This is a genomic window from Allobosea sp. P2_A10, assembly GCF_056405115.1.
The window spans coordinates 101010-117167 of the sequence record NZ_JBFUCS010000009.1 but is presented as its reverse complement, the minus strand read 5'-3'; the positions used below and the strand labels follow the sequence as shown (position 1 = coordinate 117167).

16 protein-coding genes and 1 other RNA gene are annotated in these 16158 nt (G+C 66.8%); 12 read left to right on the top strand and 5 right to left on the bottom strand.

What is annotated here, in order from left to right; translation table 11 throughout:
- Window positions 1-19 precede the first annotated feature (19 nt).
- Window positions 20-868 carry a peptidoglycan recognition protein family protein gene (locus tag AC1DZY_RS14785; protein WP_476820879.1) on the bottom strand — a complete coding sequence of 283 codons (849 nt, stop codon included), beginning with the start codon at window positions 866-868 and terminating at the stop codon, window positions 20-22.
- Complete coding sequence (locus tag AC1DZY_RS14780) at window positions 865-1614, bottom strand: TerB family tellurite resistance protein (RefSeq protein ID WP_476820878.1); 750 nt, start codon at window positions 1612-1614, stop codon at window positions 865-867. Before AC1DZY_RS14780 ends, AC1DZY_RS14785 begins: the two co-directional genes overlap by 4 nt.
- Window positions 1615-1983: 369 nt before the next feature.
- Here AC1DZY_RS14780 and AC1DZY_RS14775 point away from each other — a divergent pair, with 369 nt between their 5' ends.
- Together AC1DZY_RS14775 and rnpB are read left to right on the top strand one after the other, a co-directional pair.
- Window positions 1984-2622, top strand: coding sequence for a transglycosylase SLT domain-containing protein (locus AC1DZY_RS14775; RefSeq protein ID WP_476820877.1), 639 nt, complete (start codon window positions 1984-1986; stop codon window positions 2620-2622).
- Window positions 2623-2667: 45 nt separating this feature from the next.
- An RNA gene (rnpB, locus tag AC1DZY_RS14770) (RNase P RNA component class A) lies at window positions 2668-3132 on the top strand.
- Between the two features lie 155 nt (window positions 3133-3287).
- Here the strand turns inward: rnpB and AC1DZY_RS14765 are convergent.
- On the bottom strand, window positions 3288-3710 hold the full coding sequence (locus tag AC1DZY_RS14765; RefSeq protein ID WP_476820876.1) for an organic hydroperoxide resistance protein: 423 nt from the start codon (window positions 3708-3710) through the stop codon (window positions 3288-3290).
- 183 nt (window positions 3711-3893) lie between these two features.
- On the opposite strand from AC1DZY_RS14765, the gene AC1DZY_RS14760 reads away from it, so the two are divergent.
- From AC1DZY_RS14760 to murD, 9 genes are all read left to right on the top strand, one after another.
- Window positions 3894-4367 (top strand): MarR family winged helix-turn-helix transcriptional regulator, encoded by a 474-nt coding sequence (locus AC1DZY_RS14760; RefSeq protein WP_476820875.1) that lies wholly within the window; start codon window positions 3894-3896, stop codon window positions 4365-4367.
- Between the two features lie 349 nt (window positions 4368-4716).
- On the top strand, window positions 4717-5199 hold the full coding sequence (gene mraZ / locus AC1DZY_RS14755) for a division/cell wall cluster transcriptional repressor MraZ (protein ID WP_476820874.1): 483 nt from the start codon (window positions 4717-4719) through the stop codon (window positions 5197-5199).
- Window positions 5196-6233 carry a 16S rRNA (cytosine(1402)-N(4))-methyltransferase RsmH gene (gene rsmH / locus AC1DZY_RS14750; RefSeq protein WP_476820873.1) on the top strand — a complete coding sequence of 346 codons (1038 nt, stop codon included), beginning with the start codon at window positions 5196-5198 and terminating at the stop codon, window positions 6231-6233. The genes mraZ and rsmH overlap by 4 nt, the downstream gene beginning before the upstream one ends.
- 2 nt (window positions 6234-6235) lie before the next feature.
- The gene (gene ftsL / locus AC1DZY_RS14745) at window positions 6236-6622 is read left to right on the top strand and encodes a cell division protein FtsL (RefSeq protein WP_476820872.1); all 387 of its coding nucleotides are present in this window, start codon (window positions 6236-6238) and stop codon (window positions 6620-6622) included.
- A complete protein-coding gene (locus AC1DZY_RS14740; protein ID WP_476820871.1) occupies window positions 6619-8385 on the top strand; it encodes a peptidoglycan D,D-transpeptidase FtsI family protein in 1767 nt (588 codons plus the stop codon). The genes ftsL and AC1DZY_RS14740 overlap by 4 nt, the downstream gene beginning before the upstream one ends.
- A gap of 57 nt (window positions 8386-8442) precedes the next feature.
- Window positions 8443-9897: a UDP-N-acetylmuramoyl-L-alanyl-D-glutamate--2,6-diaminopimelate ligase gene (locus tag AC1DZY_RS14735; RefSeq protein WP_476820870.1), complete on the top strand. Its 1455-nt coding sequence runs from the start codon at window positions 8443-8445 to the stop codon at window positions 9895-9897.
- The gene (locus AC1DZY_RS14730) at window positions 9894-11318 is read left to right on the top strand and encodes a UDP-N-acetylmuramoylalanyl-D-glutamyl-2,6-diaminopimelate--D-alanyl-D-alanine ligase (protein ID WP_476820869.1); all 1425 of its coding nucleotides are present in this window, start codon (window positions 9894-9896) and stop codon (window positions 11316-11318) included. The genes AC1DZY_RS14735 and AC1DZY_RS14730 overlap by 4 nt, the downstream gene beginning before the upstream one ends.
- A 17-nt stretch (window positions 11319-11335) precedes the next feature.
- Window positions 11336-12418 (top strand): phospho-N-acetylmuramoyl-pentapeptide-transferase, encoded by a 1083-nt coding sequence (mraY, locus tag AC1DZY_RS14725; RefSeq protein WP_476820868.1) that lies wholly within the window; start codon window positions 11336-11338, stop codon window positions 12416-12418.
- Between the two features lie 58 nt (window positions 12419-12476).
- Window positions 12477-13907 carry a UDP-N-acetylmuramoyl-L-alanine--D-glutamate ligase gene (gene murD, locus AC1DZY_RS14720; RefSeq protein ID WP_476820867.1) on the top strand — a complete coding sequence of 477 codons (1431 nt, stop codon included), beginning with the start codon at window positions 12477-12479 and terminating at the stop codon, window positions 13905-13907.
- A 10-nt stretch (window positions 13908-13917) separates the two neighbouring features.
- Here murD and AC1DZY_RS14715 read toward each other — a convergent pair whose 3' ends face one another.
- Together AC1DZY_RS14715 and AC1DZY_RS14710 are read right to left on the bottom strand one after the other, a co-directional pair.
- Window positions 13918-14472: a type II toxin-antitoxin system VapC family toxin gene (locus AC1DZY_RS14715; protein WP_476820866.1), complete on the bottom strand. Its 555-nt coding sequence runs from the start codon at window positions 14470-14472 to the stop codon at window positions 13918-13920.
- A 2-nt stretch (window positions 14473-14474) separates the two neighbouring features.
- On the bottom strand, window positions 14475-14816 hold the full coding sequence (locus AC1DZY_RS14710; protein WP_476820865.1) for a hypothetical protein: 342 nt from the start codon (window positions 14814-14816) through the stop codon (window positions 14475-14477).
- A gap of 204 nt (window positions 14817-15020) precedes the next feature.
- Here AC1DZY_RS14710 and AC1DZY_RS14705 point away from each other — a divergent pair, with 204 nt between their 5' ends.
- Window positions 15021-16154: an FtsW/RodA/SpoVE family cell cycle protein gene (locus AC1DZY_RS14705; RefSeq protein WP_476820864.1), complete on the top strand. Its 1134-nt coding sequence runs from the start codon at window positions 15021-15023 to the stop codon at window positions 16152-16154.
- Window positions 16155-16158: the final 4 nt, after the last annotated feature.

Sequence of the window (16158 nt, the reverse complement as noted above, 5' to 3'; positions counted from 1 at the left end):
TCTGCTGGTTGCAGCAGGGCTACGCCACCCGCGCGCCTTGCGTCGCTGCCAACAGGTCACGCAGTGTCGTGATCGTCGACGCGTCGGCGACGCCGTCGACCTTTCCCGGCCGCCAGTGGCGCTGGAATGCGGCGACGATTGCCTCCAGCTTTTCGTCAAAGACGCCATCGACCGCGACGCCATAGCCGAGCATCGCAAACATCGCCTGCAGCGCCTCGACCGGCTGGCCGCCATCGCCGCGCGCCAGGAAGCGCCCTCCGCCGATCGGGGCGGGCCTCGTCCAGACGCCGACACCGCCTTCGGCAAAATGCGCCCACGGGAATTTCTCGCCGGGATCGATCTTGCGGCCGGGCGCGATGTCGGAATGGGCGAGCACGCGTTCGGGCGGGATCGACCAGCGTTCGCAGATGTCGCGGCACAGGTTCAGCGTGGCGGCGATCTGTTCAGGCGGAAACTCGGGCAGGCCGCCGGGATGGCCGGGATTGGCGATCTCGATGCCGATCGAGCAGGAATTGATGTCGGTCTCGCCGGCCCAGTGCGAGCTGCCTGCATGCCAGGCGCGCCGCGCTTCGGGCACGAGTTGCAGCGTATGGCCGTTCTCGAAGACGAAATAATGCGACGAGACCTGCGAAACCGGGTTGCACAGCCATTGCAGCGCCGCGCCCGCATCGCTCATGCCGGTGTAATGCAGGATCAGCATGTCGGGTCGGCGCAGCGGAGCGCCGTCCATTGGCTCGGCGCCGCCGATCCTGCGTGCGCCGTGGTTGGGCGAGGGGAAGATCTTCGCGGCGAAACGGCTGTCGGGCTGCGCCGGCGAGCTTGCGGAGGTTGCCTCGCCCACCCGGTCGGCCATCGTGTCGTCGCTCATGCCGGTTCGCGCGACAGGCTGAGCGCGAGCCCGCGCTCCTTCTCGATCACGTCCCAGGCGGCGTTGATGGCGGCCAGACGCCGGGTCGCGATCGCTACCGCTTCCTCCGGCAGACCGCGCGCGATCTGGCGGTCGGGGTGGTTCTCCGCGACGAGGCGGCGATAGTGGCGCTTCAGCGTCGCGTCGTCCATGTCGCGGCTCGCGCCGAGCACGAGATAAGGGTCGTCGGGCCGGCGCATATGGCGCGATTCGATGCGGGCAAAGCCGCTTTCGGCAATGCCGAAGATGGCGGCGACATCGCGCAGATAGGCGTGTTCCGCCTCGTGGATCGCGCCATCGGCCGCCGCGATCAGGAAAAGGCCGTCGAGCACATCCTCAAGCAGGGCCGGCTCGTCGCGGAACGCCTCCGCGATCTGCGTCGCATAGGCCTCGAAGCCGGCGCTGGTCTGCTTGGCGAGATCGAACAGGCTCTCGATATGCGCCTGTTGGTCCGCCGGTACGGTGATGATGCGCCGGAAGGCCGCGACCTCGTCGCGGGTCACGACGCCGTCCGAGCGCGCCATCTTGGCGGCGAGCGCCACCAGCCCCGTGGTGAAGATCAGTTCGCGCGGCGGCGGCCCAAACAGCGCGCCTTCGCGGTCGACCAGCACATGGCCGGCAAGCGCGCCGATCAGCGCGCCGAGCGGGCCGCCGAGCGCCAGGCCAAGCCCGCCGCCGCCCAGCGCTCCCCAGAATGACGAAACCATGTTTGCGACGACTCCCGGCGCGGCGTTCGAGGACGAGACTAGCTGGAAATGACTGCGCCGGACAGGTCAGCGAGCGCGGTTTTGGCCCGCGTGGCGTTTTGCGACGACCAAACCGCACTGCGACCGGCAAATGCGACGGCAATGGGGCAATGATTTGGCGGCGTGCCGGCGCTGCGTCAATGCAACCTGGCGTTGGGTAGGCGTTGCCTGAATACATGATGACTACTCAATCGATAAATAGCGTTCAATTTCCTGTTGAGGGTAATCAAGCATAGTTTTGTTTTACGGGTGTGTCAGATTATGGCCTTATTTACTGGTCATTTGCCTCGACCCCTCAGCCATGTTTCGGAATGAAGGGTCCAGTCGACCATGCGATATACCACCAGCGGCGGCGTTGCCGCGCTCGCGATTTGCCTCGCCGGAATTCACTCGGTCCATGCCGAATCCATCAACGACGAAAAAGATGCGCTGGCCTTCATCGTGAAGGATGCCGAGATCGCGCGGCAGAAGGCGGCCGAGCAGGCCGGCGAGGGCCCGTCGAAAGCCGAGGCCGCGCCGAAGGCGATGAGCGCCGCGCCGGTCGAGGGCGACAAGAGCGCCGGTCACGCAAGCCGTGCTTTAGCGGCTCCCGCCGGGTCGGACGGTCTCAAGGCGATCGTCGCCCGCCACGCCGCCGCCAATGGCGTGCCCTTCGCTCTGGCCGATGCGGTCGTGCGGATCGAGAGCCGCTACAATCCCCGCGCTGCCCATGCCGGCAATCTCGGGCTCATGCAGATCCGCCACCAGACTGCGCGCGGCATGGGCTATTCCGGCGGCGCCGGCGGCCTGCTCGATGCCGAGACCAATGCCCGCTTCGGCATGAAATATCTGGCGCAGGCCTACAGGCTCGCCGGCGGCGATACCTGCCGCACCGTGATGAAGTATCAGAGCGGCCATATGACCGATCGCATGAGCGGCGCCAACCGGACCTACTGCGCCAAGGTCCGGACGATCAACGCCCGCAGCTGAGAGGTGGCTTGACGCAGGCCGTGCGAGCGCGCACTAGCCCACGCGCCAGTCGGCCGGACGGCCGCTCCCGCAAGGATTCAGGTTCTTCTGGGGGAGGAAAGTCCGGGCTCCACGGAAAAACGGTGCCGGATAACGTCCGGCGGGGGCAACCCCAGGGAAAGCGCCACAGAGATCGAACCGCCCGCCTTCGCCCTTCGGGGCTTCGGCGCGACAGGCCCTCGGGCTTGCCGTGCCGTAGCAGCGCAAGCTGCAGAGGCAGGTAAGGGTGAAAAGGTGCGGTAAGAGCGCACCGCGGACCCGGCAACGGGGACGGCATGGCAAGCCCCACCGGGAGCAAAACCGAATAGGGACGATGCTTTTCGCGCAAGCGGGAAGGGGCCTTTTCCGGGCCTGGTCGTCCGGGTTGGTTGCTCGAGGCGCGCAGCGATGCGCGTCCCAGAGGAATGGCCGTCACGTCGGGGGAGCGATCCTCCGGCCATCCAGAACCCGGCTTACAGGCCGGCTGGCAATTCTACCCCGGCGGCCGCCTGAAGCGATGCGCTGCGCTTCCGGTGCTCACGGACATCAGTCCGCTCCGCTCCGGTTCTCACGCATCGCTCCAGCCGACTCACCGGAGCAAATTGCGGCCAATGCGGCCGACGCCAGAATTCAGCCGAGCTGCTCGATCACGCGACCTTAAGGTCGACGTCGATATTGCCCTTGGTCGCATGCGAATAGGGGCACACGATGTGGGCCTTCTGGACGAGGTCCTCGACCACGGCCTTGTCGACGCCCGGCACGGAAATGGTGAGCTTCACGGCGATGCCGAAGCCCTCGCCATCATCGCGCGGGCCGATGCCGACATCGGCGGAGACCTTGGCGTCCGCCGGGATCGTCACCTTCTCCTTGCCGGCGACGAATTTCAGCGCGCCGAGGAAGCAGGCGGAATAGCCGATCGAGAAAAGCTGCTCGGGATTGGTGCCCTCGCCGCCGCCGCCGCCGAGTTCCTTCGGGGTGTTGAGAACGAGATCGACATTGCCCGTATCGGTGGCGGCCTTGCCTTCGCGGCCGCCGGTGGCGGAACCATGGGCGGTGTAGAGAATTTTCATGGGATGTCTCCTTTGAAACCGGCCGGCCATTGCGACCGATCCTTCATCCTTGCGTCCTCAATTTAGATAGTGCACAATTGAATTGTCAACGATGAATTAATGGCTCACGCGGAGTTGATTGCGCCTCCCGGTCTATTCCGGTTGAGGTGACGGGATGCGCGGCGGGCGGGGTCTGGAGCGGCCATGATCGACATGATGGATGCGGAGCGGCCCGTGCCCCGGCTCGACGACCAGCTCTGCTTTGCCGTCTATCTCGCGGGGCATGCCTTCAATCGGATGTACCGGGTGGTACTGGCCGAACTCGGCCTGACCTATCCGCAATATCTGGTCATGCTGGTGCTGTGGGAATGTGACGGGCTGACCGTCAAGGCGCTTGGCGAGCGACTGATGCTTGATTCCGGCACGCTGACGCCGCTGCTCAAGCGGCTGGAGGCGGCCGGCCTGATCCGCCGCCAGCGCAGCCGCGAAGACGAGCGCCAGGTGCAGATCCATCTCACGCCGCAGGGTGACGGCCTGCGCGATAAGGGGCGTTGCGTGCCCGAGCAGATGGGCGGCGCGATCGGGACTGCGCTCGAGGCAGGCGGGCCACTCAAGGACCAACTGCAGGTGTTGCGCGAGGCGCTGCTGACGGCGGCCGGGCCGGCAGCCGAGCGCTAGCAGAATTATTTTCTCGCACGGATAGCGATCCGGCGAGGCCCATGCGACGGCGCAGACGCCTTCGCAGCGCGAATCCGCGCATGCTTACGGATACTTAACCTTAACAGCGTGTGATGCAGGCGAGAGCTTGCGTCAGGGTGTTGACGCGCGCGATTCCATTGACGCCCATGGGAACCCATGCTATCCCAAATCATCCCGTCGAAACCGGCAGGCGATAGTCAGATCAGGGTCCGTGTGCCGCACGGATTTCGGTCGATGACGGCGCTTTGCCTGCTTCGACGGGAGGTCTCGTTTTCGGCCATGTCGAGGCCGGATTGGTGTGTGGAGAGCAGGCCGGGAGGCGGCGTTGATGGACCGCTTCGTCTCGAACTTCACCAACCGGCTCGACGCCAAGGGTCGCGTCTCCATTCCCGCAAGCTTCCGCTCGGTCCTCGCCAGGGACGGCTACGAGGGGCTCTACGTTCACCGCACGCTGGATCTGCCGGCGCTGGATGCCGGCGGACACGCGCTGCGCGCGACGATCGACGATATCCTGGCGCGGTTCTCGCCCTTTTCGGACGAATGGGAGCTGCTCTCGACGGCGCTGAACGGCGCGTCAGAGGTGCTGAAGGTCGATCCGGAGGGGCGCATCATGCTCAGCGACGCCCTGAAGGCGCATGCCGGCATCGGCGACAGCGTGACCTTCGTGGGTCATGGCCACAAGTTCCAGATCTGGGAGCCGGCGCGTTTCGAGGCGCATCTGGAGACGGCGCGGACGCGCCTGCGCGACGTCAAGCGCGCGCTCGGCTCTCAGTCTCTGGCTCCGGCGGCGTCGGGGGGCGCGACGCAATGAAGCGAGGGCCGAGGCCTGACGCAATGGTCGACGGAGACGCCCGGCATGTTCCGGTCCTGCTGGACGAAGTCCTGCAGGCGCTCGCGCCGCAGCCGGGCGGGCGCTACCTCGACGGCACCTTCGGGGCGGGCGGCTATGCTCGCGCCATACTCGATGCCGCGCCCGACGCGACCCTGCTCGCGCTCGACCGTGACCCGAGCGCGATTGCAGGCGGGGCCGATCTGGTCTCGGCGATGGCTGGCCGGCTGACGCTGGCGCAGGCGTGCTTCGGCGAGCTCGCCGAAGAGGCCGAGCGCTTCCAGATGACGCCGCTCGACGGCGTCGTGCTCGATATCGGCGTCTCGTCGATGCAGATCGACCAAGCGCAGCGCGGCTTCTCGTTTCGCTTCGACGGGCCGCTCGACATGCGCATGGGGGCCGATGGTCCAAGCGCCGCCAGCCTCGTCAACGAGGCCGAGGAAGGCCTGCTCGCCAACATCATCTACCATTACGGCGAGGAGCGCCGGTCCCGTGCGGTCGCCCGCGCCATCATCGAAGCCCGCCGCAAGGCTCCGCTGGAGACGACCAAGCAGCTGGCCGATCTCGTCGCCGGCATCGTGCGCGGCGAGCCGGGCGGGGCGCATCCGGCGACGCGGACGTTCCAGGCGCTGCGCATCGCGGTCAATGACGAGCTCGGCGAGCTGGTGCGGGCGCTGCATGCGGCCGAAGTGGCGCTGAAGCCCGGCGGCCGACTGGTCGTCGTGACCTTCCATTCGCTCGAAGACCGCATCGTCAAGCAGTTCATGGCGGCGCGCTCGGGGCGCACGCCCGCCGGCTCGCGCCACGCGCCGGCCGTCAGTGTTGCCGAGCCGACCTTCACACTCGTGAGCCGCGGGCCGATCGCGCCGTCGGAGGCCGAAATGCGGGCCAATCCCCGCGCGCGCTCGGCAAAACTGCGCGCAGCCGAACGCACCGAAACCGCGGCGCGTCCCGCCGAACCGGATCTGACCGCGCTCGCGACCGTGCCCGAGCCGCAAGCCAGACGGAGGCCCTGAGCATGATCAAGCTGCTTCATGTGCTGGCGATCGGCGCGCTCGTCTCCTCGGCGGTCTACGCCTACACGATCAAATACGAGACCACGCTGGAGGCCGAGCAGCTTCAGAAGCTCAAGGCCAAGGCGCAGCGCGAGCGCGACGCCATCGCCGTGCTCAAGGCCGAATGGCAGTTCCTCAACCGGCCCGACCGGCTGCAGACGCTGGCCGACCGCCATCTCGACCTGCAGCCCTTCGCGGTGACGCAGGTGGTGCGCGCCTCCGACATCCCCAATCGCGGTCCCAAGGTCGACGCCATCGGCCGCAAGCTCGAGGATCTCGGTCTCGGCCTGCCGACGGAAACCCCGAAAGACCGCAAGGCGAGCGGCACCACGCCCGGAGGCCGGCCATGAGCGAGACCCACGCTGCCGCCGACAGCACGCCTGTCGCGGAGGCCGCCGCGCCGCGCCGGCGCTTCGCGCTGCTGCGCGACATCTTCCGGATGAGCGGCGAGAAGAGCCAGCCGCGCGTCGGCCTCGTCATCCTCGCCTTCTCCGGTCTGTTCATCGCCATCACCGGCCGGCTCGTCATGCTCGGGACGCTGCCCAACGAGCAGGTCGGACTGCGCCGCGCCACCTCCAACGCGATCTCCGCGGCAAGGCCCGATATCATCGACCGCAGCGGCACGGTGCTGGCGACCGACATTCGCACCGTCTCGGTCTTCGCCGAGCCACGCAAGATCCTCGACAAGGACGAGGCGACCGAACTCCTGACCGCCGTCCTGCCCGATCTCGACGCCAAGGATCTGCGCGACAAGCTCAACACCAAGAAGGGTTTCGTCTGGGTCAAGCGCGAGATCACACCGCGCCAACAGGTCGAAGTGCACCGGCTCGGCATTCCCGGCGTCGGCTTCGTGCCCGAGAACAAGCGGGTTTACCCGAACGGCCCGGCCGCCGCCCATGTGCTCGGCTTCGCCAGCATCGACAATGTCGGGATCGCCGGGATGGAGAAATACATCGACTCGCAGGGCCTGCAGGATCTGAACGGGGCGGGGCTTGCGACGCAGGCTTCCGACCTGAAGCCGATCCAGCTCTCGATCGACCTGCGCGTCCAGCATGCGCTGCGCGACGAACTCGTGAAGGGCATGGAGAAATTCCGCGCCATCGCGGCGGCAGGCGCGATCATGGACGTCAACACCGGCGAAATGCTCGCTCTGGTGTCGCTGCCCGACTACGATCCGGGCAATCCTGTCGATGCGCAGGAGAAAGACCGGATCAACCGGATGAATGTCGGCGTCTACGAGATGGGCTCGACCTTCAAGGCCCTGACCATCGCGATGGCGCTGGATTCCGGCAAGGCCACGATCAATTCGAGCTATTCGACGGCTGGCGGGGCGATGCATTTCGGCCGGCAGGTCATCAAGGAATATCACGGCACGGGGCGGACCCTGACGGTGCCGGAGGTGTTCCTGCATTCGTCGAACATGGGTTCGATCAAGATGGCGCTCTCGGTCGGCGTCGAGGGCCACAAGGCCTTCCTGCGCAAGATGATGCAGCTCGACCGGATGCAGACCGAGTTGCCGGAAAGCGCGGCCCCGATCGTTCCGGGGCGCTGGGGCGAGATCAACACGGCGACGATCGCCTTCGGCCATGGCCTCGCGGTCGCGCCGATCCAGGCGATGGCCGCCGTCGGCGCGCTGGTCAATGGCGGCACGCTGATGACGCCGACTTTCCTGAAACGCTCCGAGGAAGACGCCAAGAAGACCGGCGTCCGGGTGATCAAGCCGGAAACGTCGGAGGCGATGCGCTTCATCATGCGCCTCAACGGCGAGAAGGGCTCGGCCCGCAAGGCCGACATCGCCGGCTACTTCGTCGGCGGCAAGACCGGCACGGCCGAGAAGGTCATCAACGGGCGCTACGCCAAGAACCGCAACTTCACGACCTTCACGGCGATCGCCCCCTCCGACAAGCCGAAATACCTGTTCCTCTCGATCTATGACGAGCCCAAGGGCTATGCCGAAAGCGGCGGCTATTCGACCGCCGCCTGGAACGCCGGCGTCACCACCGGCAAGGTGATCGAGCGCACGGCGCCGATCCTCGGCCTGCCGCCGCGCTTCGAGCCGCCGGTCGCGCCGTTCCCGCTGATGGCGAAACTTGGGGCTTGGGGCACGCGCTGAGGCTTGCCGCGAGGGCGAGACTTGCCGCGAGGCCGCCGGGGCGATAGCGAAACGACGATGACCCAACCCTTGAGCCTTGGCCTGCTCTTTCCCGGGGCTTTCCCGGACGATGCGGGCCGTACCGTCTCCGGCGTCGCCTTCGACAGCCGCAAGGTGGCGGCAGGCGAAGTCTTCGTCGCGCTGAACGGCGCGAAGGCCGATGGCGCGCGCTTCATCGCGGACGCCGTGGCGCGCGGCGCGTCGGCCATCGTCTCCGCGCAGCCGCGCCCGGCCGATCTCGACCCGACCATCGCCTTCGCGCAGGTCGGCGATCCGCGGCTGGCCCTGTCGCTGGCTGCGGCTGTCGTGCATCCGCGCCAGCCCGGCACCATCGTCGCGGTGACCGGGACCAGCGGCAAATCCTCGGTCGCGGACTTCACCCGCCAGATCTTCCAGGCGCTGGGGCATGAGGCTGCGAGCCTCGGCACCATCGGCGTGGTGACGGCGAAAGGCGCCGATTACGGCTCGCTGACAACGCCCGACCCGCTCTCGCTGCACGCCTCGCTCGACGGGCTGGCGGGGCAGGGCGTCACGCATCTCGCCATGGAAGCCTCTTCGCACGGGCTCGACCAGCGCCGGCTCGACGGCGTGCGCCTCAAGGCCGGAGCCTTCCTCAATCTCGGCCACGACCATATGGACTACCATTCGACGGTCGCCGACTACCTCGCCGCCAAGATGCGGCTCTGGGAGTTGTTGCCGAAGGGCGCGCCCGTCGTGATCAACCGAGACGAGCCCTATGCGGTCGAGGCTGCGGCGGCAGCCCAAGCGGGCGGCCATCCGCTGATCGGGATTGGCCGTCAAGGTGAGACGATCAGGCTGGTCGACAGCGTGCGTGATGGCTTCTCGCAACAACTCAGGATCGCCGTCGACGGCCGGGAGCTCGCGGTGACGCTGCCGCTGGTCGGTGATTTCATGGCCGGCAATGCGCTGGTCGCGGCTGCGCTTGCGATTGCGACGGGCGAGGACGGCGTCGCGTCGCTTCAGGCGATCTCGGGGCTGACCGGCGTCGCCGGGCGGCTCGAACGCGTCGGCGAAGTCCATGGCGGGCTCGTCGTGGTCGACTACGCCCACAAGCCCGATGCGCTGGCGGCCGTGCTGTCGACCTTGCGCGGCTATGCGACGGCTAAGCTGATCTGCGTGTTCGGCTGCGGCGGCGACCGCGACAAGGGCAAACGCCCGCTGATGGGCGCGATCGCGGCGGAAAAGGCCGATATCGCCATCGTCACCGACGACAATCCGCGCAGCGAGAACCCCGCCACGATCCGCGCCGAGGTGATGGCGGCGTCATCGAAATTGCGCGAGATCGGCGACCGGGCCGAGGCGATCAAGGCGGCCGTCGCCATGCTCGCGCCCGGCGATGTTCTGGTCGTGGCCGGAAAAGGCCATGAAACCGGCCAGATCATCGGCGACCGGACCTATCCGTTTTCCGATCACGACGTGGTGCGGACGGCTATCGCGGAGATCGCAGGATGAGCGCGCCACTCTGGACCGGCGAGGATCTGGTCGCGGCCATGGCCGGCAGGCTTGTCGGCGCGCCGCTGGCAGTTGTTACCGGCATCTCGATCGACACCCGCACGCTGGCCACCGGTGATGCCTTCTTCGCGATCCAGGGCGAGGCGCGCGACGGGCACGGCTTCGTCGCGGGCGCGCTGGGCAAGGGCGCAGCACTTGCCGTGATCGACGAAGCGCATGCCGCCGAATTCACCGGCGCTGGGCCCTATGCCGTCGTGCCCGATGTGCTGAAGGCGATGGAGCAGGCCGGCATGGCGCGCCGGGCGCAGCTCAAGGCCGGCGTCGTCGGCGTCACCGGCTCGGTCGGCAAGACCGGCACCAAGGAGGCGCTGCGCCTGGTGCTGTCGCGACAGGGCGAGACCCATGCGCCCGTCGCCTCCTACAACAACCATTGGGGCGTGCCGCTGACCTTGTGCCGGACCCCGGCTTCGGTGGCGTACGCGGTCTACGAGATCGGGATGAGCAATCCCGGCGAAATCCTGCCGCTGGCGAAACTGGTGACGCCCGATGTCGCGATCGTAACCACGGTGCAGCCGGTGCATCTGGCGGCCTTTGCCTCGATCGAGGGCATCGCCGAGGAGAAGGCCGCGATCTTCTCGGGCCTGAAGACCGGTGGCACCGCGATCATCAATGCCGACATTCCCCAGAGTGGGTTGTTGCGTAGGTTCGCGGAGCAAAGCCCGGCCGGGCGGATCATCAGCTTCGGCGAGAGCGCAAACGCCGATGTCCGGCTCGTCTCCTGCGCGCTCAAGGCCGATGTCTCGACGGTCGATGCGATCGCGTTCGGTCAATCCGTGACCTATGAGCTCGGCAGCCCCGGCAAGCATATCGTGCTGAATTCGCTCAGTGTTCTCGCTGCCGTCTCGGCGCTCGGGGCCGATCTTGCGCTGGCCGCGCTGGCGCTGGCCGATCTCGTGCCGCCGGCCGGACGCGGCGCGCGCCAGATCCTGCAGGGCCCGGGTGGCCCGTTCACGCTGCTCGACGAGAGTTACAACGGCAACCCCGCCTCGATGCGGGCCGCGATCGAGAATCTCGGCCGGATTCCGGTGTCGGGCCGGGGCCGCCGCATTGCCGTGCTGGGCGACATGCTGGAGCTCGGCCCGCGCGGGCCGGAACTGCATCTGGGGCTGGCCGAGCCGATCGTCGTGGCCGGCATCGACAAGGTTTTCGCCTGCGGGCCGCTGATGCGCGGGCTCTATGACGGCTTGCCATCCGCCCTCAGGGGCGCTTATGCCGACGACGCGAGCGGGCTTGAATCGCTCGTGCTGGAAGCGATCCGGGCCGGCGATGTCGTCACGGTCAAGGGATCGTTGGGCTCGCGCATGGGGCCGATCGTCAAGGCGGTCGTGGCGCGCTTCCCGAACGCACCGGCTGACGAATAAGAACGAGAGACAAAGCAATGCTCGTCTGGCTGGCCGATTTCTCGGGCACGTTCCCGGTCCTGAACGTGTTCCGCTACATCACTTTCCGCGCCGGCGGGGCGACCGCCACCGCGTTGATGTTCGTGTTCTTCTTCGGGCCAGCCGCGATCTCCTGGCTCAGGCTCAAGCAGGGCAAGGGCCAGCCGATTCGCACCGACGGGCCGGAATCGCATCTCGCCAAGCGCGGCACCCCGACCATGGGCGGGCTGATGATCCTGTCCGGCCTGTTCGCCGCGACGCTGCTCTGGGGCAACCTGCGCAACCCCTATGTCTGGGTCGTGCTCGGCGTCACCGCGAGCTACGGCGCGATCGGCTTCTATGACGACTTCCTGAAGGTCACCAAGCAGTCCCACAAGGGCTTCTCGGGCAAGGCGCGGCTGACGCTGGAGGTCGCGATCGCGCTCGTCGCCTGCACGCTGATCATGCAGCTCGGGCCTGTCGGGATTTCGTCGGGCTTCGCTATGCCGTTCCTGAAGGAAATGGTGGTGCCGCTGGGCCTGCTCTTTCCGCTGGTGACCTCCTTCGTCGTCGTCGGCGCGGGCAATGCGGTCAACCTCACCGACGGGCTCGACGGGCTCGCCATCGTGCCGGTCATGATCGCGGCGGCGACCTTCGGCTTCATTTCCTATCTCACCGGCAACGCGATTTTCGCCAACTACCTGCAGATCCACCATGTGCCTGGCGCGGGCGAACTGTCGGTCATCTGCGGCGCGATGATCGGGGCCGGCCTCGGTTTCCTCTGGTTCAACGCCCCGCCGGCCCAGATCTTCATGGGCGACACCGGCTCGCTGGGGCTTGGCGGCCTGCTCGGCGTCATCGCTGTCGCGACCAAGCATGAGATCGTGCTCGCCATCGTCGGCGGGCTGTTCGTGGTCGAGGCGATGTCGGTGATCATCCAGGTCGCGGTGTTCAAACGCACCGGCAAGCGCGTCTTCCTGATGGCCCCCATCCACCATCATTTCGAGAAGCTGGGCTGGACCGAGCCGCAGGTTGTGATCCGGTTCTGGATCATTTCGGTGGTGCTGGCTCTCGTCGGCCTCTCGACGCTCAAGCTGCGCTGAAAAGGAAGGGCATGATGTCGTCCGAAAACCGGTTCCCACTTTTCGGCATTATGCCCGGATGACGCCCGTCACGGTTTTCGCAGGCCGCAGGGTCGCGCTGTTTGGGCTCGGCGGCTCGGGGCTGGCGACCGCGCGCGCGCTCAGGGCCGGTGGCTGCGATGTCGTTTGCTGGGACGACAGTCAGGCGGGCCGAGACAAGGCTGCGGCGGAGGGCATTGCCATTGTCGATCTCGCCGGCGCGGACTGGGCGGGCTTTTCCGCGCTGGTGCTGGCGCCCGGCGTGCCCCTGACCCATCCCGTGCCGCACTGGACGGTGGAGAAGGCGAAGGCGGCCGGCGTCGAGATCATCGGCGACATCGAACTGTTCTTCCGCGAGCGTGCGAAGAGCGCCCCGGCTGCTCCGGTCGTCTGCGTCACCGGGACCAACGGCAAGTCGACGACGACGGCGCTGATCGCCCATGTGCTGCGCAGCGCCGGCCGCGATGTGCAGATGGGCGGCAATATCGGCACCGCCGTTCTGGCGCTGGAGCCGCCCTCGCCAAGCCGCGTGCATGTCGTCGAATGTTCGAGCTACCAGATCGACCTCGCACCTTCGCTGAAGCCGACCGTCGGCATCCAGATGAACCTGACACCGGACCATCTCGACCGGCACGGCACCTTCGAGCAGTACGGCGCGATCAAGGAGCGGCTGGTCGCGAGCGCCGACATCGCCGTCATCGGCGTCGATGACGAGGCGTCGAAGCAGATGGCGCGCCGGCGGGCGGCGTCGGGCCGGCCGCTGGTCAAGATCAGCGGCGAGCAGCCGCTCGACGAGGGCGTCTTCGCCGGAATCACCGCGAACGTCGGCAAGCTCGACACCCGCATCGTGCAGGTCAGGAACGGCAAGCCGAAGGTCGTCGCCAACCTCGCCGGCATCGGCTCCCTTCGCGGTTCGCACAACGCCCAGAATGCGGCGGCGGCTTTCGCCGCCTGTTTCGCGCTCGGACTGACGCCCGAGGAGATCGCTGCCGGGTTCAAGAGCTATCCGGGGCTGGCGCACCGCATGGAGGAACTCGGACGCATCGGCCGCGTCGTCTTCATCAACGATTCCAAGGCGACCAACGCCGACTCGACCGAGAAGGCCCTGACCTCGTTTCGCGACATCTTCTGGATCCTTGGCGGCAAGGCGAAGGAGGGCGGCATCGAGTCGCTCAGGCGCTACTTCCCCAACATCGCCAGGGCCTATCTGATCGGCGCGGCGAGCGACGCCTTTGCCGCGACCTTCGACGATGATGGCCGCGTGACCTATGAGCGCAGCGGCACGCTCGACGTGGCGGTCGCGGCGGCGACGCGCGACGCGTTGGCGAAAGCGGGTGAGGGCGAGATCGCCGTGCTGCTCTCGCCGGCCTGCGCCTCCTTCGACCAGTTCCCGAATTTCGAGGTGCGCGGCGAGGCGTTCGGGGCGCTGGTCAAGGCGCTGCCGGGGTTTGTCCGGTTCGGGGCAGGGTAGTAATTGCGGCTCATCGGTACATCAGAACCCTGGCTTCCGGCACAAGCTGGAGCAGGTAGTCGAAATCGCGGATGTTTCTCGTCACGACCGTGAGCCCGTCCTTGTAGGCCTGGAGAAACAGGACGCAGTCCTGAAGCGCCTTTCGACGATGGTCGTACTGATAGCCCTGGATACGGCATAGAACGCCCGACAGGACGGCCGCGCGGCCAAGCGTGTTCACGTCCGGGACTCTTATGCGGTGCGCCGGCATGCTCGAGACGAGCCTCTCGATCGCGCTGACGATAGCGGTCGTCCCCGCATGGCTTGGGTCCAGAACGCCGACGGTATGCATCAGTTCCTGGATCGCCACGACCGAGTGATAGCAGTGCCTGCTCGCAATCAGCGTTTCGACCAGCATGCCCGATCGACCCTGCAACTGATCGATATAGACGCTGGTATCGAGAAGGATTCCGGGGCCAGCCAGATGTGATGTTGTCAGAAAGGGCAGGTCTGCGTCCACGCGGCGCGATAAGGCCGAGCTATGCCGCGCCAGGCGCGCGGCGGACCGGAAGTCGAAATCCGGCACGCTCAGAAGCCGAGCTTGACGTCGGGGTCTACAGCACCTTTCACGCTCGCGAACACCTCGGCGAAGTTGTCGTCAAGCGCCAGGTTGGCGAGGGCGAACTCGATCAGCTGCGTGTTTTCTGTGATGCCCGTCCGGCGCTTCGCCTGTTCGACCAGTGCTTTGCTGACGCGTCCGGTAATACGGCTTCCCTTGTCGTTCAAGAATCCGGAGGCTTGCGCTGTCTTCATCACCTCGGCCGCGACCCCTTTGAATGCCCCGGTCTTTCTGTCTCGGACGATCCGATTGCCACGGGTGGGAGCCGCGCTGCTGCTGGTCTTTGGGGACTTCGTCGTTTTGCGTGTCATCCGCCGCGCGCCTGTTCGACAAAAGTGGATAATTGGCAGACAATATCATAGCGACCCTGCTTTGAACAGAAGAAGGCGGTCAACGCGAAAACCTGCGGGGCGCTGAAACCCGCGCTTCGGAATCATTCCGTTAACCCTTCATTGACAGAGTGATTCGCCACGAAGGCGCGTCGTTCCGCGCCGGCTGTCGATGGGACGTCCAGCATGGTTTCACGCGCCGAACCCTCTCTCAGCGGCCGCTGGTGGTGGTCGATCGACCGCGTCATCCTCGGCGCGCTGGTCGCGCTGATGGTGTCGGGCGTCGTGCTGCTGATGGCGGGCGGGCCGCCCGTCGCCGAGCGGCTTGGGCTCTCGACCTTCCATTTCGTCAACCGGCAGGCCGCCTATCTGCTGGTGGCGCTGACGATCTTCACCGGCGTCTCGTTCATGACGCCGCGCATGGTCAGGCGCTCGGCGCTGCTGCTGTTCACGGTATCGCTCGCCATGGTGGTGGCGACGCTTTATCTCGGCGTCGAGGTCAAGGGCGCGCGGCGCTGGCTCACCATGGGGCCGCTCGGCTCGGTGCAGCCTTCCGAATTCATCAAGCCCGCCTTCGTCGTGCTGGCCGCCTGGGCTTTCGCTGAGGGCACGCGCCGGCCCGATCTTCCCGGCACGATCATGGCGTTCCTGCTCCTGCCGCTGACGATCGTTCCGCTCGTGCTGCAGCCCGATTTCGGCCAGACCATGCTGATCACGCTGGTCTGGGCCGGGCTCTTCTTCGTCGCGGGGCTGCACTGGTTCTGGGTGCTGGGTCTGGGCGGGGCAGGGGCTTTCGGCATCCTCGTCGCCTATCAGCTCGTGCCGCATGTGCGCGCCCGCATCGAGCGCTTCATGGACAAGGGCTCGGGCGACACCTTCCAGGTCGATACCGCGCTCGAAAGTTTCGCGCAGGGCGGTTGGCTCGGCAAGGGGCCGGGCGAGGGCACGGTCAAGCGCATCCTTCCCGACGCGCATACCGACTTCATCTTCGCGGTCACGGCCGAGGAGTTCGGCATCATCGTCTGCATCGCGCTCGTCATGCTGTTTGCGCTGATCGTGCTGCGCTCGCTGATGGTGGCCCAAAAGGCCGAGGATCCGTTCATCCGGCTCGCGGTCACGGGGCTGGCGCTGCTCTTCGGCATCCAGGCAGCGATCAACATGATGGTCAACCTGCACATGATGCCGGCCAAGGGGATGACGCTGCCCTTCATCTCCTATGGCGGCTCGTCGCTGATCTCGCTCGCCATCGGCACGGGCTTCCTGCTGGCCCTGACGCGCAAGCGCCCGCGCGCCAACGATCTCGGCGCATTCAGGCGCTGACCAC